This is a genomic window from Frigoribacterium sp. R86507, assembly GCF_044597695.1.
Classification (GTDB): Bacteria; Actinomycetota; Actinomycetes; order Actinomycetales; family Microbacteriaceae; genus Frigoribacterium.
On sequence record NZ_CP139002.1, the window covers coordinates 2,797,960 to 2,815,702 of the forward strand.

The 17,743-nt window shown below is 72.8% G+C and carries 17 protein-coding genes, 3 tRNA genes and 1 pseudogene; 9 read left to right on the forward strand and 12 right to left on the reverse strand.

Annotated features, from left to right (window positions below; all coding sequences use genetic code 11):
- Positions 1 to 52: 52 nt before the first annotated feature.
- The 3 genes from nusG to SJY14_RS13170 all read right to left on the reverse strand — a co-directional run bounded on the left by nusG (position 53) and on the right by SJY14_RS13170 (position 1,681).
- Positions 53 to 1,147, reverse strand: coding sequence for a transcription termination/antitermination protein NusG (gene nusG / locus SJY14_RS13160; RefSeq protein WP_071255219.1), 1,095 nt, complete (start codon positions 1,145 to 1,147; stop codon positions 53 to 55).
- 95 nt (positions 1,148 to 1,242) lie between these two features.
- Positions 1,243 to 1,524 carry a preprotein translocase subunit SecE gene (gene secE, locus SJY14_RS13165; RefSeq protein ID WP_043592949.1) on the reverse strand — a complete coding sequence of 94 codons (282 nt, stop codon included), beginning with the start codon at positions 1,522 to 1,524 and terminating at the stop codon, positions 1,243 to 1,245.
- An 84-nt stretch (positions 1,525 to 1,608) separates the two neighbouring features.
- A tRNA-Trp gene (locus tag SJY14_RS13170) sits at positions 1,609 to 1,681 on the reverse strand.
- Between the two features lie 232 nt (positions 1,682 to 1,913).
- On the opposite strand from SJY14_RS13170, the gene SJY14_RS13175 reads away from it, so the two are divergent.
- From SJY14_RS13175 to SJY14_RS13195, 5 genes are all read left to right on the forward strand, one after another.
- On the forward strand, positions 1,914 to 3,116 hold the full coding sequence (locus SJY14_RS13175) for a pyridoxal phosphate-dependent aminotransferase (protein WP_396599096.1): 1,203 nt from the start codon (positions 1,914 to 1,916) through the stop codon (positions 3,114 to 3,116).
- Between the two features lie 100 nt (positions 3,117 to 3,216).
- The gene (locus SJY14_RS13180; RefSeq protein ID WP_396599097.1) at positions 3,217 to 4,137 is read left to right on the forward strand and encodes an ABC transporter ATP-binding protein; all 921 of its coding nucleotides are present in this window, start codon (positions 3,217 to 3,219) and stop codon (positions 4,135 to 4,137) included.
- Complete coding sequence (locus SJY14_RS13185; protein ID WP_071255217.1) at positions 4,134 to 4,943, forward strand: ABC transporter permease; 810 nt, start codon at positions 4,134 to 4,136, stop codon at positions 4,941 to 4,943. The genes SJY14_RS13180 and SJY14_RS13185 overlap by 4 nt, the downstream gene beginning before the upstream one ends.
- Positions 4,944 to 5,017: 74 nt before the next feature.
- On the forward strand, positions 5,018 to 6,235 hold the full coding sequence (locus SJY14_RS13190; protein ID WP_396599098.1) for a sensor histidine kinase: 1,218 nt from the start codon (positions 5,018 to 5,020) through the stop codon (positions 6,233 to 6,235).
- Between the two features lie 80 nt (positions 6,236 to 6,315).
- Positions 6,316 to 6,957, forward strand: coding sequence for a response regulator (locus tag SJY14_RS13195; RefSeq protein WP_396600279.1), 642 nt, complete (start codon positions 6,316 to 6,318; stop codon positions 6,955 to 6,957).
- A 54-nt stretch (positions 6,958 to 7,011) separates the two neighbouring features.
- On the opposite strand, the gene SJY14_RS13200 is transcribed toward SJY14_RS13195, so the two are convergent.
- From SJY14_RS13200 to SJY14_RS13210, 3 genes are read right to left on the reverse strand one after another with little or no spacing between them, the layout of a single operon-like run.
- Positions 7,012 to 8,103, reverse strand: coding sequence for a UDP-N-acetylmuramate dehydrogenase (locus tag SJY14_RS13200; protein WP_396599099.1), 1,092 nt, complete (start codon positions 8,101 to 8,103; stop codon positions 7,012 to 7,014).
- Complete coding sequence (locus SJY14_RS13205) at positions 8,100 to 8,531, reverse strand: MaoC family dehydratase (protein ID WP_396599100.1); 432 nt, start codon at positions 8,529 to 8,531, stop codon at positions 8,100 to 8,102. The genes SJY14_RS13200 and SJY14_RS13205 overlap by 4 nt, the downstream gene beginning before the upstream one ends.
- Positions 8,528 to 8,986, reverse strand: coding sequence for a MaoC family dehydratase N-terminal domain-containing protein (locus tag SJY14_RS13210; RefSeq protein WP_043592955.1), 459 nt, complete (start codon positions 8,984 to 8,986; stop codon positions 8,528 to 8,530). Before SJY14_RS13210 ends, SJY14_RS13205 begins: the two co-directional genes overlap by 4 nt.
- A gap of 218 nt (positions 8,987 to 9,204) precedes the next feature.
- Here SJY14_RS13210 and SJY14_RS13215 point away from each other — a divergent pair.
- Both SJY14_RS13215 and SJY14_RS13220 read left to right on the forward strand, forming a co-directional pair.
- Positions 9,205 to 9,420, forward strand: a pseudogene (locus SJY14_RS13215) (DUF3072 domain-containing protein); the annotation flags it as partial.
- Positions 9,421 to 9,834: 414 nt separating this feature from the next.
- Positions 9,835 to 10,737, forward strand: a complete 903-nt coding sequence (locus SJY14_RS13220; RefSeq protein WP_396599101.1) for a UbiA family prenyltransferase — start codon at positions 9,835 to 9,837, stop codon at positions 10,735 to 10,737.
- Between the two features lie 97 nt (positions 10,738 to 10,834).
- Here the strand turns inward: SJY14_RS13220 and SJY14_RS13225 are convergent, their stop codons facing one another.
- The 5 genes from SJY14_RS13225 to SJY14_RS13245 all read right to left on the reverse strand — a co-directional run bounded on the left by SJY14_RS13225 (position 10,835) and on the right by SJY14_RS13245 (position 14,158).
- The gene (locus SJY14_RS13225) at positions 10,835 to 11,998 is read right to left on the reverse strand and encodes an FAD-dependent oxidoreductase (RefSeq protein WP_396599102.1); all 1,164 of its coding nucleotides are present in this window, start codon (positions 11,996 to 11,998) and stop codon (positions 10,835 to 10,837) included.
- Positions 11,985 to 12,767: a class I SAM-dependent methyltransferase gene (locus SJY14_RS13230; protein ID WP_396599103.1), complete on the reverse strand. Its 783-nt coding sequence runs from the start codon at positions 12,765 to 12,767 to the stop codon at positions 11,985 to 11,987. Before SJY14_RS13230 ends, SJY14_RS13225 begins: the two co-directional genes overlap by 14 nt.
- Positions 12,764 to 13,882 carry a type III polyketide synthase gene (locus SJY14_RS13235; protein WP_396599104.1) on the reverse strand — a complete coding sequence of 373 codons (1,119 nt, stop codon included), beginning with the start codon at positions 13,880 to 13,882 and terminating at the stop codon, positions 12,764 to 12,766. The genes SJY14_RS13230 and SJY14_RS13235 overlap by 4 nt, the downstream gene beginning before the upstream one ends.
- A gap of 78 nt (positions 13,883 to 13,960) precedes the next feature.
- A tRNA-Met gene (locus SJY14_RS13240) sits at positions 13,961 to 14,034 on the reverse strand.
- A gap of 52 nt (positions 14,035 to 14,086) precedes the next feature.
- Positions 14,087 to 14,158, reverse strand: a tRNA-Thr gene (locus tag SJY14_RS13245).
- 126 nt (positions 14,159 to 14,284) lie between these two features.
- Between SJY14_RS13245 and SJY14_RS13250 the strand changes: the two genes are divergently transcribed.
- A complete protein-coding gene (locus tag SJY14_RS13250) occupies positions 14,285 to 14,851 on the forward strand; it encodes a 2'-5' RNA ligase family protein (RefSeq protein WP_396599105.1) in 567 nt (188 codons plus the stop codon).
- A gap of 20 nt (positions 14,852 to 14,871) precedes the next feature.
- Here the strand turns inward: SJY14_RS13250 and SJY14_RS13255 are convergent, their stop codons facing one another.
- Positions 14,872 to 15,816 (reverse strand): aldo/keto reductase, encoded by a 945-nt coding sequence (locus tag SJY14_RS13255; protein ID WP_071255211.1) that lies wholly within the window; start codon positions 15,814 to 15,816, stop codon positions 14,872 to 14,874.
- A 130-nt stretch (positions 15,817 to 15,946) separates the two neighbouring features.
- Here SJY14_RS13255 and SJY14_RS13260 point away from each other — a divergent pair, with 130 nt between their 5' ends.
- Complete coding sequence (locus tag SJY14_RS13260; protein ID WP_396599106.1) at positions 15,947 to 17,671, forward strand: glycoside hydrolase family 13 protein; 1,725 nt, start codon at positions 15,947 to 15,949, stop codon at positions 17,669 to 17,671.
- Positions 17,672 to 17,743 lie beyond the last annotated feature (72 nt).

Sequence of the window (17,743 nt, forward strand, 5' to 3'; positions counted from 1 at the left end):
CGGTGGCCCGCGGCGCGGACTCCGGTGATCTGAAAACCTGGGGGGTGTGCTGCTAGAGCTTCGTGACCTGGTCGAAGCTGAGCTCGACCGGCGTCTCGCGCTCGAACAGCGAGACCAGCACGGTGAGCTTGCCGCTCTCGGGCTTGATCTCGTTGATCGTACCGGGAAGTCCGGCGAACGACCCCTCTTTGATCGTGATCGTCTCGCCGATCTCGAAGTCGACCTCGGCGGGGATGACCCGCTGGGCCTGCTTGCCGCCCTTGGCACCGCCCTTGGCGGGGGCCGGGGTCGTGTCGACCTGGACGAGGCTCTTCAGCATGTTGAAGGCCTCTTCGAAACGCAGCGGCGTCGGGTTGTGGGCGTTGCCCACGAAGCCGGTGACGCCGGGGGTGTGCCGGACGACGGACCAGCTGTCCTCGTTGAGGTCGAGACGCACGAGCACGTAGCCGGGGATGCGGACGCGGGTGACGAGCTTGCGCTGCCCGTTCTTGATCTCGACCACGTCTTCCATCGGGACCTCTACCTGGTAGATGTAGTCCTCCATGGTCATCGAGACCATGCGGTTCTCGATGTTCTGCTTCACTCGACGCTCGAAGCCGGCGTACGAGTGGATGACGTACCACTTGCCGGGCTTGCCGCGCAGCTCGTAGCGGAAGGCCTCGTAGGGGTCGACCTCGGCGGGCTCGTCGTCCTCGACCTCGGTGGCGGACACGTCGACGTCGACGTCGTCGTGGGCGATCTCGGCGTCGGCGTCCTGGACGGACTGCTCGGCCTCGGCGATGACGGCGTTCGCGGCAGGGGCGTCGCCTTCGTCGGCGGCCTGCTCGGCCTCGGAGTCGGCCTCGTCGTCGGTCGCCTCGACGGCGGCCTCGGCCTCGAAGGCGTCGTCGATGTCGAGGGCGTCGTCGACGATCGCGTCGGCCTCGGGGTCGCGCGCTTCGGCCAGCGTGTCGAGCAGACCGTCGAGGTCGCTCGTGTCGGTCGAACCGGCGTCACCCTCGTCGACGACCGAGAGGGCCTCGGACTCGGCGGGCTCGACGGCGTCCTCGTCGGCGGCCAGCGTGCCGCCCTCTTGGGCCTCTTCGACCTCGGAGGACTGCTCGGCAGCGGTGGCGAGGTCGATGTCGTCGCGCTCGTTGTCAGGCAAGGGTTCTTCTTTCGATCGGGGTTGTCGGGTGCACGTGCTCGGTGGCACGGGACCCGCTCACGTGGTGCTCGGGGAGTCGGCCTGTGGGTGGCGTGTCAGCTGCCGGTGGGGCCGTTGCCGAAGACGTAGCCGACGCCGGTGCCGAAGACCAGGTCGAGCAGGGAGACGAGGGCCATCATGATGACCACGAAGACCAGCACGACGCCGGTGTAGCTCAGCAGCTCTTTGCGGGTCGGGGTGACGACCTTCTTGAGCTCGGCGATCACCTGGCGGATGAACAACGCGATGCGGGCGAAGGGGCTGCGGCGCGTCGCACCGTCGCTCTTCGCCTTCTCGACGACGTCTTCACTGGGGACGTCAACGTCTTTTCTCGCCACTGTTCCGACCTTCCGAGCTCGGCCCGAGGGCCTGTGTCCGTATCTGTGTGTGATCACCGTGTCATGAAGAACACAGCCGGGCTGCAGGGCGGACAGGACTCGAACCTGCAACCTGCGGTTTTGGAGACCGCTGCTCTACCAATTGAGCCACCGCCCTATGGGATCGACGCCGTTCAGATGACCTCTCGGCCGGACCCGGAGGCCCTGCCTCTCGTAGCCGGCTGTTGGTGAACCGGACTGCAGAGGCGCGCTGAAGCTTGGCGCATTCGATCGCCTCGTCAAGTGTAGGCGAAGCGGCGGGCGCGTGCAAAGCCGGGCCGTGCCGCACCCGGCGCCCCTGCCCGGACCGGCCCTGTCCGGCCGGTGGCGCCCCCGCTAGGCTGACCCGCGTGACCCCGACCGTGCGCCGTCTCTCGTCCCGTATCTCGTCGATCGCCGAATCGGCCACGTTGGCCGTCGACGCGAAGGCCAAGTCCCTGCTGGCCCAGGGCCGACCGATCATCAGCTACGGCCCGGGCGAGCCCAACTTCCCCACGCCCGACCACATCGTCGAGGCGGCCGTCGTCGCCGCTCGCGACCCACGCAACCACCGCTACTCGGCGGCGGCCGGCCTGCTCGAGCTGCGCGAGGCGATCGTCGAGAAGACCCTCCGCGACAGCGGCACCACGGTGTCGACGTCGCAGGTGATCGTCACGAACGGTGGCAAGCAGGCCGTCTACCAGGCCTTCCAGGCGCTGCTCGACGACGGCGACGAGGCCCTCCTGCCCGCGCCCTACTGGACGACCTACCCCGAGGCCATCGCCCTGGCCGGCGGCGTGACCGTCGAGGTCTTCGCCGGTGCCGACCAGGGCTACAAGGTCACCGTCGACCAGCTCGAGGCCGCCCGCACCGAGCGCACCAAGGTGTTGCTGTTCTGCTCGCCGTCGAACCCGACCGGCGCGGTCTACTCGCCCGACGAGGTCGAGGCGATCGGTCGATGGGCCCTCGAGGCCGGCGTCTGGGTGATCACCGACGAGATCTACCAGAACCTCACCTACGACGGCGTGACGGCCACCTCGATCACCGAGGCCGTGCCTGAACTGGCCGACCAGGCGATCCTCGTCAACGGCGTCGCCAAGACCTACGCCATGACCGGGTGGCGGGTCGGCTGGATGATCGGCCCGACCGACGTGATCAAGGGTGCCGCGAACCTCCAGTCGCACCTCACCTCGAACGTCTCGAACGTGTCGCAGCGCGCGGCCCTGGCGGCGCTCACCGGCCCACAGGACGAGGTCGAGGCCATGCGCGTCGCCTTCGACGCCCGCCGCGGCACGATCGTGCGCGAGCTCAACCGGATCGACGGCGTCGTCACCCCGACTCCCGAGGGCGCCTTCTACGTCTACCCCGACGTGCAGGGCCTGCTCGGTCGCGAGTGGGGCGGAGTGACGCCCACCACGTCGCTCGAGCTGGCCGACCTCATCCTCGAACAGGCCGACGTCGCCACCGTGCCCGGCGAGGCCTTCGGCCCCAGCGGATACCTCCGCCTGTCGTACGCGCTCGGCGACGACGAGCTGCTCGAGGGTGTCCGTCGCCTGCAGCGCCTGTTCGCCTGACCCCTCCCGCACCACCCCGAGGCCGGGTCCACCGATTGGTGGACCCGGCCTCGACCGGTCGGGCCTGGTGCGCGGGGCCGCCACGGCGCACGCTGGAGCCATGACCCCCGATCCCGTCGTGCGAGTGCACGAGCTCACCAAGACCTACGGCACCGCCACCGCCCTGCACGGCCTCTCGTTCGAGGTGGCCGCAGGCGAGACCCTCGGCCTGCTCGGCCCCAACGGTGCCGGCAAGTCGACCACCATCGAGATCCTCGAGGGCTACCGCGACCGGTCCGGCGGCGACGTGTCGGTCCTGGGCGCCGACCCGCAGCACGGTGGTCTCGACTGGAAGGCACGCCTGGGCATCGTTCTGCAGACGTCCGGCGAACAGGGGACGGCCACGGTGCGCGAGCAGATCGCCCACTTCGCGGGCTTCTACCCGAACCCGCGCGACGTCGACGAGGTCATCTCGGCGGTCGGCCTCGAGGCGAAGGCGGGCGCCCGCATCCGGTCGTTGTCCGGTGGGCAGCGGCGCCGCGTCGACGTGGCGCTGGGTGTCGTGGGTGGTCCCGAGCTGCTCTTCCTCGACGAGCCGACCACGGGCTTCGACCCCGAGGCCCGGCGACAGTTCTGGCAGCTGATCCGGTCGCTGTCGGACGACGGCACGAGCATCGTCCTCACCACGCACTACCTCGACGAGGCGGCCCAGTTGAGCGACCGCGTCGCGGTGATCGCCCAGGGCCGGCTCGTCGCCCAGGGGCGACCCGACGAGCTCGGGGACGAGGAGGCGCGCACGCCTCACGTCACCTGGGTCGACGAGCACGGACGACACGACGTCCGCACCACCGAACCGGGCGCCCTGGTCGCCGACCTGCACGCCCGCGGAGGCGAACCCCGCTCGCTCGAGGTGATCCGGCCGTCGCTGGAGGACGTGTACCTCGGGCTGGTCGCGACCGCCGAGCGGGCCGCGGACGGGAGCCCCGGCGCGACGGGCGCCGGGGACGGGCACCGCGCCTCCTCATCCGGGGTGATCTCGTGAGGACCCTCGCGCTCGGCCTGAGCCGCACCCGGTACGAGGTCCGGGGGTACTTCCGGGCCGGCGACACCGTCTTCTTCACGTTCCTGTTCCCGGTGGTGATGCTCGCGATCTTCTCGACGGCCTTCAGCGCGTCGGGATCGTTCGGCACCCGGCCGGACGGCTCCGAGGTGGGGGCCGCCGCGTTCTACCTTCCGGGCATGATCGCGGCCGGCATCCTGCTCTCGGGCGTGCAGAACCTCGCCGTCGACATCGCCCTCGAGCGCGGCGACGGCACCCTGAAGCGGCTCTCGGGGACTCCCCTGCCGGTCGGGTCGTACTTCGTGGGCAAGTTCGGTCAGGTGCTCGTCACGAGCCTGCTCCAGGTGGCGTTGCTCGTGCTGGTCGCGCGCGTGGTCTTCGGCGTGCCGTTGCCGACCGACGCCGGGTCGTGGCTGACGCTCGCCTGGGTCTACCTGCTCGGCATCGCGACCTCTGCACTGGTCGGCATCGCCCTCTCGCGCGTGCCCCGCAGCGGCAAGAGCGCCACGGCCGTGATCGTCCCGATCACGCTGGTGCTGCAGTTCATCTCGGGTGTCTACCTGCCGTTCACCCAGCTGCCCGACTGGCTGCAGTCGGTTGCCTCGGTCTTCCCGCTGAAATGGCTGGCGCAGGGCATGCGCAGCGTGTTCCTGCCCGACACGTTCTCGGCCGCCGAGACCGGCGGCTCGTGGGACCTGCCCGGCGTCGCCCTCTGGCTGGCGGTCTGGCTCGTCGCCGGCGCCGTCGCCTCACTGCTGACCTTCCGCTGGATCAGGAAGGACACGTGACCCGTGGACGGGCACCGATCCCCGCCGACCGGCCTCGGTCCCGACGACCGGCGCCTGCCGCTAGCGTGAGCGACATGGACGACACCGGCGACCGGGCCGAGACCGGGGTATCCGCCCGGTCGGGCACCGCGATCTCGATGCGCTGGTGGGACGCCGGCCTGGCGGTCACCGTCGTCGTGATGGTCGTGCTCGCCACGGCCTCGTCGAGCGGACGGGTGACGGCGTCGTTCGTCGCCGTCGGCCTGCTGGCGCTCGTGTGGTTCGTCCTCGCCCGGCCCGTAGTCCGTCGCGACGACGACCTCCTGTCGCTCCCGGCCGTCGCGGCGGTGGCCGCCATCGTGGCCGTGGGTGGCCTCGCCGTCGCCGCCACCCCTGAGCTCGCGGTCGTGCAGGCCTTCCTCATGCCGCTGATCTGGACCCTGCTGCCCGGCACCCGGTCCGCGATCGTCGCCAACGTCTGCCTGTGCGTCGCCGTCTCGGTCGGGTTCGTCGTCAGCCTCGGCTGGTCGGCCGAGGCGCTCGCGACGGCCGCCACCAGCGAGGGCCTCTCGCTGGTGTTCAGCATCGCGCTCGGGCTGTGGATCACCACGATCGCCCGCGTCGGGGCCGAGCGCGGCCGCCTGCTCGACGAGCTGCGCGAGGCGCAGGCCGAACTCGCCGCCCGCCACCGTGACGCCGGCACGAGCGCCGAACGCGAACGGCTGGCGCGCGAGATCCACGACACGATCGCGCAGAGCCTGACCGGGGTCGTCATGCTCGCCCAACAGACCCGGGGCGCCCTCGCGGCCGGCGACCTGACGACGACCCGCGAACGGCTCGACGTGATCGAGACCGCCGCCCGCGAGGCCCTCACCGAGGCCCGCACCCTCGTCGCGGCGACCGCGTCCTCCGGCCCGGCCGGCACGGACGTCGCGGCGGCCCTGCGGCGCCTCGGCCAGCGGTTCGAGCGCGAGAGCGGCATCGACGTGACGGTCGACGCCGCCGAGGTCGAGCTGCCCCGCGACCTGCAGGTCGTGCTGGTGCGCTGCACCCAGGAGGCGCTGGCCAACGTCCGCAAGCACAGTGCCTCGACCGCCGCGCGGGTCACGCTCACGGCCACGGCCGGGACGGTGGCGCTGGTCGTCGCCGACGACGGCCGCGGGTTCGACCCGACGGTCGCCTCGACCGGTTTCGGCCTGGACGGTCTGCGCGAGCGGCTCCACCTCTCGGGCGGTCGGCTCGACATCTCGTCCGGTGGCGACGGAACGACCGTCACCGCGCAGGTGCCCCGGGCGGCGGTGACGACCCCGTGACCGGCACCGGTCCCGCCGCCGGGCCCGCGCACGACGGCGCGACGCCGACCGTCGACGGGACGTCGCCGACGGAGTCGCCAATCCACCGCACCCTCGTGGCGGACGACCACCCGATCGTGCGCCAGGGCATCGCCGCGCTCCTCGCGACGACGGACGACTTCGTCGTGGTCGGACAGGCGAGCGACGGCCACGAGGCCGTCGCCCTGGCCGAGTCGCTCGAGCCCGACCTGATCGTGATGGACCTCCGCATGCCGGGCCTCGACGGGGTCGAGGCGACCGAGGCCGTCCTGGCGCGACGCCCGTCCACCCGCGTCGTCGTGCTCACCACCTACGAGTCCGACGACAGCATCCTGCGGGCGATCGAGGTGGGAGCGAGCGGTTACCTGCTCAAGGCCTCACCCGAGGACGAGCTGGTGGCGGGTCTCCGAGCCGTGGCCGCGGGGCAGGTGGCCCTCGCCCCTGCGATGGCGGCCCGACTCGTCGGCCGGGCGCGCACCGGCGGTGAGCCCGCGACGCGCGTGAGTCCGCTGAGTCCCCGCGAGACCGAGGTGCTCGCCCTCGTGGCCGAGGGGTGCTCGAACCGCGAGATCGGACGTCGGCTCTTCGTCGGCGAGGCGACGGTCAAGACGCACCTGCTGCACGTGTTCGAGAAGCTCGGCGTCAACGACCGGACGCGCGCCGTGACGCTGGCCCTCGAGCTCGGCCACCTGCCGCGCGGCTGACGGGACGCGCGGCCGACGTGGCGCCTGGCCGACCTGCCGCGCGCGGCCTCGTCCCTAGAGCGACAGGCCGAGGAGCACGGGCTCGGGGTGCAGCAGCACGCCGAACTCGGACTGGACGCGCTGTTGCACGTAGCGGGCGAGCTCGGCGACCTCGTCGCCCGTGGCGCCGCCACGGTTGGTCAGGGCCAGGGTGTGCTTGGACGAGACGGCGGCTCGAGAGCCGGGCAGTCGAAAGCCCTTGGCGATTCCGGCGTGCTCGATCAGCCAGGCCGCGCTGAGCTTGACCTCGGCGGGCGCCCGGGGTGCCGGGGCCGCCGGCTCCTCGCCGAGCGGCACGACCCGACGCTCGGGTTCGGGGCCGGTCGGCCACCGCGGTGCGTCGGCGGGCAGGCTCGACGCGTCGGCCCGCGACACGATCGGGTTCGTGAAGAACGAGCCGCTGGACGCGGTGTCACGGTCGTCGGGGTCGAGCACCATGCCCTTGGCGGCCCGCAGGGCCAGCACGCTTGACCGCACGTCGGCCACCGACACCCGGGCCCCGAGTTCGACGCCGAGGGCCTTCGCGAGCTGCGGGTACGCGACCTGCTCGCTCGCGCCTCCGTGGTCCGTCAGGGCGAATTCGACCGCCGTGACGACGCCCCGGCGGCCCTGCTTGAAGACGCTCGTGCGATAGCCGAGGTCGAGGTTGGCCGCGGGGATGCGGACGAACTCACCGGAGTCGTCGTCGAGGAAGTCGACGGCCACGAGCGTCGAGGCGACCTCTTGGCCGTAGGCACCGATGTTCTGGATCGGCGAGGCGCCCGTCGAGCCGGGGATGCCGCTCAGCGCCTCGAGCCCCGACCAGCCCTGCTCGACCGTGTACGCGACGAGGTCGTCCCAGGGCTCGCCGGCGGCGACGCGCAGGTGGACGCGGTCGTCGTCGGAGTCGACGCGCTCGACACCGCGCGTGGCCACGCGGACGACCGTGCCGTCGAACGGTTCGTCGGAGGCGACCGTGTTCGAGCCGCCGCCCAGGACGAACCAGGGGTCGTCGCCGAGCGACGCCTCACGGACGGCCGCCAGGAGCTCGTCGGTCGTCGTCGCCTCGACGAGGCGGGCGGGCTCGCCGCCCACCTGCATCGTCGTGAGCTCGGCGAAGGTCGTCACGCCAGCGTCACCACGACCTGGGCCTTGCCCAGCACCGTCTGGCCGCCGGAGGTGACGGTCAGGTCGATGCGCGCCGTGCCGGCCTCGTCGTCGAGCTTGCCCACCTTCGCGACGACGACGATCTCGGCCCCGGCGGTCGGGTCGACCACGACGGGACGCGTGAAGCGCACCTGGTAGTCCGACACCCAGCCGAGCACGCCGGCGTCGTCGCCCGCGCCCTCGAGCCATTCGACGACCGGCTGGACGGCGATGCCCATCGTGAGCATGCCGTGGGCCAGGACGCCGGGCAGACCGACCTCGGCCGCCACGTCGTCGCGGTAGTGGATCGGGTTGAAGTCGCCCGACGCCCCGGCGTACCGCACCAGCGAGTCGCGCGTCAGGGGGTAGGTCTTTTCGGCCACGACCTGGCCGACCTCGAGGGCGCTCATGCGGCGGCCTCGTCGTCGGCGCGGACGACGAGCGTCGACACCGCGGTGACGACGTGTCGCCCCTCGACGTCGCGCATGTCGGAGGACGCCGTGACCATCGCGTTGCCGCCCAGCGTCTTGACGCTCGTGACGGTCAGGGTCGCCGTGAGCTCGTCGCCCGCGACGATCGGACGCGAGAGCGAGAAGCGCTGCTCGCCGTGGACGACGCGGGAGAAGTCGATGCCGGCGTCGGGTTCGGCGAGCAACTGGGCGAGGGTGGCCTCTTGCACGACGACGGCGAAGGTTGGCGGGGCGACGAGGTCGCCGTGGCCGGCCGCGCGGGCCGCCTCGACGTCGAGCGACAGGGGGCTCGTCGAGCCGGTGGCACGGGCGAACTCGCGCACCTTCTCGCGGCCCACGAGGTAGGGCGGGGCCGGCGGGAAGACCCGCCCTTGCAGATCAGGGTTCACGGACACGCGGTCGAGTCTAACCAGCGGGGTACGACGCCCGGCCCGGTGTCGGGGGCACGGCGTACGGTCACGGCATGAGCGACGCGAACATCGACCCCGACATCACCCCCGTCGACCCGGCAGCGGCCGAGTCCGACGAGACGACGACCACCGACACGACGAGCACCGAGCAGACCGACCAGGCCGCCACGGCCCGCGAAGAGAACTCGAACCCCGCACACGGCGAGACCCTCGGCGGGGCCCGCCCCGACGCCGGCAGCACCGCCTCGAAAGACCCCGACGACTGGGTCACGGGCGACGAGCCCATCACCGGCCCGCAGAAGAGCTACCTCGACACCCTCGCCCGCGAGGCCGGCGAAGAGCTGCCCGCGGACATGACCAAGGCCGAGGCCAGCGAGCACATCGACCGCCTCCAGCAGAAGACCGGCCGGGGGGCCTGACGCCCCACCGTCCGCCGAGGCCCGGGCCGTTGCACGAAAGACGGTCCCGGGCCTCTTCCGATCCTCCCCGCGCAGTCGTACACTCCAGTCACGTCTGGGATGGTAACTCGACGTGGGCACCCTCCTCTGGCGCGTGCCGGTACTGATCCACCTGCACCTCGAGCGCCGAGGGTGCGACGGGGTGCATCCGAGTCCTCCCCCGACTCGGGTGCACCTCTTCGCGTCGTCGGACCTGCCGCCCGGGTCCGACCATGGTCGTCCGAGACCGAGACCGGGTCCGGGGCCGAGTCCGGGTCCGGGTCCGGGGCCTAGTCCGGGTCCGGGGCCGAGTCCGGGTCCGGGGCCTGGGCCGAGTCCGGGTCCGGGTCCGACCGTGTCCGGGGCCGACGGGCTCCGCCCGTCTAGGGTGAGCGGATGACCTCCCCCGAGCCCCCGGTCTCCGCCGTCGGCTCCGGACGCCGCGACGGACCGGCCTCGTGGACCGCCGCCCTGCTGGGGTCGACGCACCCGGGGCCGACGCTCGTGGTGACCCTCCTCGCGGTCGTGCTGGGCGCCTCCTCGGGGCTGCCCCTCGGACGTCTCGTGGTGCTCGCCCTCGCGGTGCTGCTGGGTCAGGCCTCGATCGGCTTCGCCAACGACTGGCTCGACGCCGGACGCGACCGCGCCGTGGGGCGCACCGACAAGCCGGTCGCCCAGGGCCGCGTGAGCGTGTCGGCCGTCCGCACCGCCGCGGTGGTCTGCGGAGTCCTGATGCTCGTGCCGTCGTACGCGTTGGGGCCGGCCGCCGGCACGGCGCACCTCGTGCTCGTGGCCTCGGGGTGGGCGTACGACCTCGGTCTGAAACGCACACCGGTCTCGGTGGTGCCGTTCGTCGTCAGCTTCGGCCTGCTGCCCGCCGTCGCCACCCTCGCCGCGGCCCCGCCCGCGCCGCCCGCCGCCTGGGCCGTGGCCGTCGGAGCCGTCTTCGGCGTCGCGATCCACTTCACCAACGTGCTGCCCGATCTCGACGACGACGCGCGCACCGGCATCGCGGGGCTGCCGCACCGCCTCGGACGCACGGTGTCGGGAATCACCGCCTTCGCGGCCCTGGCCGTTGCGGCCGTCCTGCTGCTCTCGGGCCAGCTGGGCGGCGACTCGTCGACGCCGGGCCTCACGGCTGCGGTGGTCGGCACCGTCGTGACCCTCGGCATCGCCGTCGTCGGCGTGCGCCTCGTGCTCGCGGGACGCGTCGACCGGACCCTCTTCCGGCTGATCATGGTCGCGGCCGTGCTGCTCGTGGTGCAGCTCGCCCTCAGCGGCGGCACGATCGTCGCCTGAGACCCACGCGCCGCGGCGGACAGGCAACGGCAGGGGTGGGCAGGGCAGCGGCAGGGGTGGGCAGGGCAGCGGCAGGGGTGGGCAGGGCCCGGACGCGTCAGGCCCAGCGCATCGCGTAGACCGACGCGAGGACGTGCCTGCTCGGGGCCCGCAGCACGGCCCCGAGCGCCAGGTCGCGGGCCCGCGCCGTGCCCCCGCCGGCGGGTCGACCGAGGGCGGTGTTCCACTCGGCCTGACGGGCGGCGCGGACGGCGGCGCGGGCGCGGCCGCCCTCGAAGCGGGCGAACGTCGTCGGCTCGAGCAGCCGCCCTCCCCTCCGCTTCACCGCCGCGGCGATCACGGTCTCGAGCGCGTCTCCGTCGAGCCAGCCGAGGTTCATGCCCTGGCCGCCGATGGGGCTGATCTCGTGGGCCGCATCACCGATCAGCACGACGCGGCCGACGACCGTCCGGATGGCCAGCCGGCGGCGGACGCCGAACGCGCTCGTCATGGTCGAGGTCGTCGGGTCGACGGGCGACCCGGTGCGATCCGACACCAGCCGCGCGACGTCGTCCGCGGTGACCGAGGCGGTCGACCCGTGCACCGACCCGGCGTGGACCACGAACCGTCGCCGACCCGCGGGCAACGGGAACGACTCGACGACCCCGGTGCGCTCGAGGTGGATCACCGCGTCGGGGCCGTGGCCGGTCGTGTCGGCGAAATCGCCCATGACGTAGCGGTCGGGCAGGTCCCGGGCCCTGGTGTCGACGCCCAGGGCGGCGCGGACGGCGCTGCGCGTGCCGTCGGCCCCGACGACGAACCGGGCGGCGACGACCACCGGGCCCTCGTCGTCGACCCCCCGGACGACGACGTCCTCGTCGCGTTGCTCGAGCCCGACGAACCGCACGCCCCGGCGCAAGGCGTCGTCCCGCCGCGCGGCGAGCCCCCTCCGCAGCACGGCCTCGGTGCGGTCCTGCGGCACGGCGGCGACGAACGGCCACCGGGACGACGCCCGGTCGAACGGCACGACGCCCACCGTCCGGGTGCCGCTCCGGGCGATCCCCTTGCGGATGCGGACGGCGCCGGCGAGCAGCTCGTCCGCGAGGCCGAGCCGGTCGAACAGGTCGATCGAGGGCGGATGCACGCCGAGGGCGCGAGAGTGCGCCGGGTCGTCGACCCGCGCCTCCCAGACGACGGCGTCGAGGCCGCGATCCGCCAGCGCGACGGCGAGCATCACCCCGACGGGTCCGCCACCGACGATCAGGACGTCATGCGTCCGCACGGTCGGCACCTCCGGGGGCGTCGGCGCCGGTCTCGCGGACGAGCATCAGACGGTAGGGCCACTGCCGGACGACGCGCCAGCCGTGGGGAGCCACGTCGACCAACTCGCCGGGGGTGAAGCTGCGCCGGATGGACAGCAGTCCGTCGACGTGGACGAACGACCGCCTCCGCCACGGCCAGGTCGCGGCCCGGTAGGCGAGGTACGCCCCGCGGGCCCGCTCGATGTCGGCGTGCAACACGAGACGGGTGGCCAGACGGACGCTGTCGTCGAGCACGGCCGCCCGGGCGTCGTCGTCGAGGTGGTGCAGCACGTGGTTCGAGACGACCACGTCGAAGGTCTCGCCCGCTGCGACGAGCTCGGTGCTCGACGCCCGCCGGAACTCGACCCCGGCCGGGACGGGGCGAGACACGGCGAAGGCGTGGGCTCGGTCGTCGGGGTCGACGGCCACGACCTCGAGAGCGAGGCCGTCGCGGCGGGCCCAGCCGGCCAGGGCACGGGCCAGGTCGCCGCCGCCGGACCCGAGGTCGAGCAGCCGCGTCACCTTCTCGGCGGACAACACCGGGCGCAGGCGGCGGAGGTACACCCGACGCCATCCCGCGACGAGACCGTTCACGACGGGGAAGGCTCGGTAGGTGGCGTCGAGCAGCCCGAGGTCGCAGCCCGGGTCGTCCATCAGCTCGACGAGCTCGACGCCGCGTCGCGAGAGGTCGGGCCACCAGGGCGGCCGCACCGCGATCGACGGAGCCGAGGAGGCGCGGGTCGCGCTCACGAGACCGTGCGTCGCGTCATCAGCGCGGTCTCGACGGTCAGCCCGGGGCCGAACGCCATGGCGCCCACGCGCTGCGACGGGGCGGCGGGCCCGGCCAGCAGCTCGGCGAGGATGAACAGGACGGTCGCGCTGGACATGTTGCCGTAGTCGCGCAGGACGTCGCGCGAGGGCGCCAGGTGGGCGTCCGTCAACCCGAGCTGCTGCTGCACCCGGTCGAGGATGCTGCGCCCGCCCGGATGGACGGCCCAGAGGTCGACGTCGCCGACGTCGACGCCGCCTGCCTCGAAGAGCGGCGCCAGGGCCGAGTCGATGTGCAGCTCGATGATCTGCGGCACGTAGCTGCTGAGCACCATGTCGAAGCCCAGGTCGCCGATCGTCCACGCCATGTCGGTCTCGCCGACCGGGGTGAGCACCGTCTCGAGCACGTCGAGGTCGAGCACGACGGAACCCGACGGCGCCGGGCGGGCGGTCACCACCGCCGCGGCCGCGCCGTCGGCGAACACGGACGAGGCGACGATCGAGTCGGGGTCGTCGGAACTGCGCAGGTGCAGCGTGCAGAGTTCGGCGCAGACGACGAGCACGACCGCCTCCGAGTCGGCGAGGCAGAAGTCCCGTGCCGCGGCGAGGGCCGGGAAGGCGCCGTAGCAGCCCATGAAGCCGAGGTGGTGGCGACGGGTCGACGGTGACAGCCCGAGACCCCGCACGAGCAGGTAGTCGGGCCCGGGCGCGAAGAAGCCGGTGCACGAGACGCTGATCACGTGCGTGACGTCGTCGGGGCCGAGGTCGGGCGCCCCCGCGAGGGCGGCCCGAGCGGCGTCGAGGAAGAGCTCGGGCGACCGGTCCACGTAGACCTGGTTGCGCGCGCCCGTGCCGGGGCGGAGGATCTCGTTCGACGCGGCGTCGTAGAACGTCGGCTCGCCCTCGCGCGGTCGCCGGTCGAGCTCGTCGACGACGGTGTGCCGGGTCTCGATGGCCGAGGCGCCGAACGCGGCGCCGACGATGCGCTGCCCGAGGCGGCCGAGGCCGGGCTGGGTGGCGAAGATCTCGCGGACGTCATCTTGTCGGATGATGGTCGGCGGCACCGCGGTGCCGATGCTGCGGATGCTCACGGCCATGCCTCATCGTAGGCCCGGCGCCTGGGCGCGGCGCACCGACGACGAAGGCCCGAACTCGTGAGAGATCCGGGCCTGCGGTAGCGAGGGCGGGACTTGAACCCGCGACACCACGATTATGAGCCGTGTGCTCTAACCAACTGAGCTACCCCGCCGCAAGCTGCGGGCCCTGCCGGCATCACACCGGGACGGGACCGAGACAGCCAGAGCCCCGAGTCAGGATTGAACTGACGACCCCTTCCTTACCATGGAAGTGCTCTACCACTGAGCTATCGGGGCGTGACCACCAGACGAGCGACCCAGGCCGCTGCCGATTGGCACCAGACAAGGGTAGCAGAGCGAACGGGGTGCTGACGCCACGTGCCGACCCGGCCCGGCGAGGCGCGTCCGGGGCAGGATCGACGGGTGCACAGCCTCGAACTCCTGCTCGACCCGGCCTCCGACGAGGCCGTCCGTGACGAATGGCGCGTGTTGTCCGCGGCGGGTCTCCCGTCGCAGGGCGACCACGCGGGGACGTCGAACGCGCCGCACGTCACCCTGGTGGCACGACCCGGCATCGACCCGGCAGCCGACCCGCGCCTCCTGCCCCTGTCGGCGGCGCTGCCGCTGCCGGCCGAACTCGGCGGGCTGCTGCTGTTCGGCACGCCTCCGCGCGGACTCGTGCTGGTGCGGCCGGTGGTCGTGACCGGCGAGCTGCTGGACCTCCACGCCCGCGTGCACGAGAGCCTGGGAGGCGCGGGGGACGTCCCGCACACCACCCCCGGTCGGTGGACCCCTCACGTCACGCTCGCGTCGCGCCTGACGCCCGACCAGGTGGCCCGTGCCGTCGACGCCCTCGCGGACGCCGACGCCCCGTCGACCCGGACGGTCGTGCTGTCGCGGTTGAGGCGCTGGGACCCGAGCACGGGGACGATCGTGTCGTTGGGACCCGTCACCGGGAGCACGGGTGCGCCGGACGGCGCCGGCCGCTGAGACCGTGGGTCGGACGAGCGTCAGTCGAGCGGACGCGAGACGGCCTCGAGTGACGCCAGATCGCCCTCGGTCAGTTCGACCCGGGCGGCGTCGAGCAGGCCCTCGAGCTGCCGGGGGGTGCGGGCGCTGCCGAGTGCGCCGATGACGTTGTCGCGTGACGCCAGCCAGGCCACGGCGACGGCCCCCGGTTGGACGTCGAGCCGCTCGGCGATCTCGACGACGACCTCGAGGGTGCCCTGGTTCTGCGGGGTGATGTAGCTGAGGGCCCGGCTGCCCCGGGGGGAGTCCCCGCGACCGACCTCGTGACGGTACTTGCCCGTCAGGAACCCGCTCGCCAGGGACGAATGCGGCAGGACGGCGAGGTCGTAGTGGTCGACGATCGCCGCGACGTCGCTCTCGTACTCTCCGCGACGCACCAGGTTGTACGCGACCTGCACCAACCGGAACGGGTGCAGTCCGTCGCGGTCGGCGATCGCGAGGGCCTGCCGGAGGCGCGCACCGGTGTAGTTGGACGCCCCGGCGCAGAGGATCTTGCCCTCGTCGACGAGCTCGCTGAGCGCGCCCACGGTCTCGTCGAGCGGCGTCTCGTCGTCGTCGAAGTGCGTGAAGTAGAAGTCGACGTGGTCGGTGCGCAGACGGCGCAGCGACGCCTCGACGGCCGCGCGGATGCTGGCGCGCGACAGGCCGGGGGCGTCGGGGTGCTGCCCGCACTTCGTGCTCAGCACGACCCGGTCGCGGTTGCCCGGTCGGGCGAGCCAGCGACCGATGATCGCCTCGGACTCGCCCCCGGAGTTGCCCGGCAGCCACGCCGAGTAGACGTCGGCCGTGTCGACGACGCGACCGCCGTCGTCGGCGAAGAGGTCGAGCACCTCGAGGGCGGTGGGGGCGCCGACCGTCCAGCCGAAGACGTTGGTCCCGAGCGCGAGCGGGAACGGCCGGGTGCCGGCGGGCAGGTCGGCCGTCACGAGGTCGGTCGCAGGGTTCAGGATCGTGCCAATCGTGTCGCAGGTGCTCGTGCCCCGGAGCTCGCGCCCCGGGTGCTCTGACCACGACCGTAGCCGATGCCGCGTGGGGGGCCTGCCGTATCGTGGCCGCATGTCCACACGAGAACCGGCCGAGACCGACACGCTGACCCCGACCGCCCCGCTCGAGGGCACCTCGACGACCGCCGACCAGGGCGGAGAATGGTGGCGAACCGCCGTCATCTACCAGGTGTATCCGCGGTCGTTCGCCGACGGCGACGGCGACGGCGTCGGCGACCTCCCCGGCATCACGTCACGCCTCGACGCCCTCGGCGAGCTCGGCGTCGACGCCGTCTGGCTGTCGCCGTTCTACACCTCGCCCCAGCGCGACGCGGGCTACGACGTGGCCGACTACCGCGACGTCGACCCGCTGTTCGGCACCCTGGACGACTTCGACGCCCTCCGCGCCCGGGCCACCGAGCTGGGCCTGCGCGTGATCGTCGACGTCGTGCCGAACCACACCTCGAGCGACCACGCGTGGTTCCGCGAGGCCCTCGCGTCGGCGCCGGGTTCGACCGCCCGCGGCCGCTACCTGTTCCGTGACGGCCGCGGCCCCGACGGCGACCTGCCGCCGAACAACTGGCAGTCGATCTTCGGCGGCCCGGCCTGGTCCCGCGTGACCGAGGCCGACGGCCGACCGGGTCAGTGGTACCTGCACCTGTTCGACTCGTCACAACCCGACCTCGACTGGACGAACCGCCGCGTGCGCGACGAGTTCGTCGACGTCCTGCGTTTCTGGCTCGACCGCGGCGTCGACGGATTCCGGGTCGACGTCGCGCACGGCATGGTCAAGGCCGAGGGCCTGCCCGACTACACGCCTCCCGCCGACTCCGGCAGCATGGGCGGCGGTCAGGGCGACTCCGCTCCCCCGCCGTACTGGGGCCAGGAGGGCGTGCACGAGATCTACCGTGAGTGGAACACGGTCCTCGCCGAGTACCCGGGCGACCGGGTGCTCGTCGCCGAGGCCTGGGTCGAACCGCTCTCGCGTCTCGCCGACTGGGTGCGCCCCGACGAGATGCACCAGGCCTTCAACTTCGCCTACCTCGAGACCGGGTGGTCGGCCCCGGCCGTCCGTCAGGTCGTCGACGCGTCGATCCAGACCTTCTCGAGCGTCGGGGCCCCGAGCACCTGGGTGCTGAGCAACCACGACGTCGTCCGGCACGCCAGCCGGCTCGCCCTTACGGCTGACAACCCGCAGGGGTACGGCATCGGACCGAAGAGCGAGGGGCTTCCCGTCCCCGAGCTCGGGCTGGCCAGGGCCAGAGCCGCGTCGGCGCTCATGCTGGCCCTTCCCGGCAGCGCCTACGTCTACCAGGGCGAAGAGCTCGGCCTGCCCGAGGCGATCGACCTGCCCGACGAGTCCCGGCAGGACCCCACGTGGTTCCGCACCGACGGGGAGCGCTACGGCCGGGACGGCTGCCGCGTGCCGCTGCCCTGGTCCGCGACCGAGCCGGCCTTCGGGTTCAACGCGACCGGCGCCTCCTGGTTGCCCCAGCCCGCCGACTGGTCGACGTACGCCCGCGACGAGCAGCGGGGCGTGGCCGGCTCCACGCTCGAGCTCTACACGCGGGCACTGCGCCTCCGGGCCGACCACGAGCTCGGTGCGGGCACGCTGACCTGGCTCGACGGCTTCGGGCCCGACGTGGTCGCGTTCCGCAGCCAGGGCGTCACCGTCGTGACCAACATGGGCGACGTCCCCGTCGAGTTGCCCGTGGCCGAGGTCCTGCTGGCCACCATGGTCGTCGACGGGCCGGCCCTGCCGCCCAACGCGACGGTGTGGCTCGCGACCACGTCGTAGGCACGAGACGACGGAAGAGCCCCACCTGGCTACCAGGTGGGGCTCTTCTCGTGCGCACCGCGATGGCGGAGG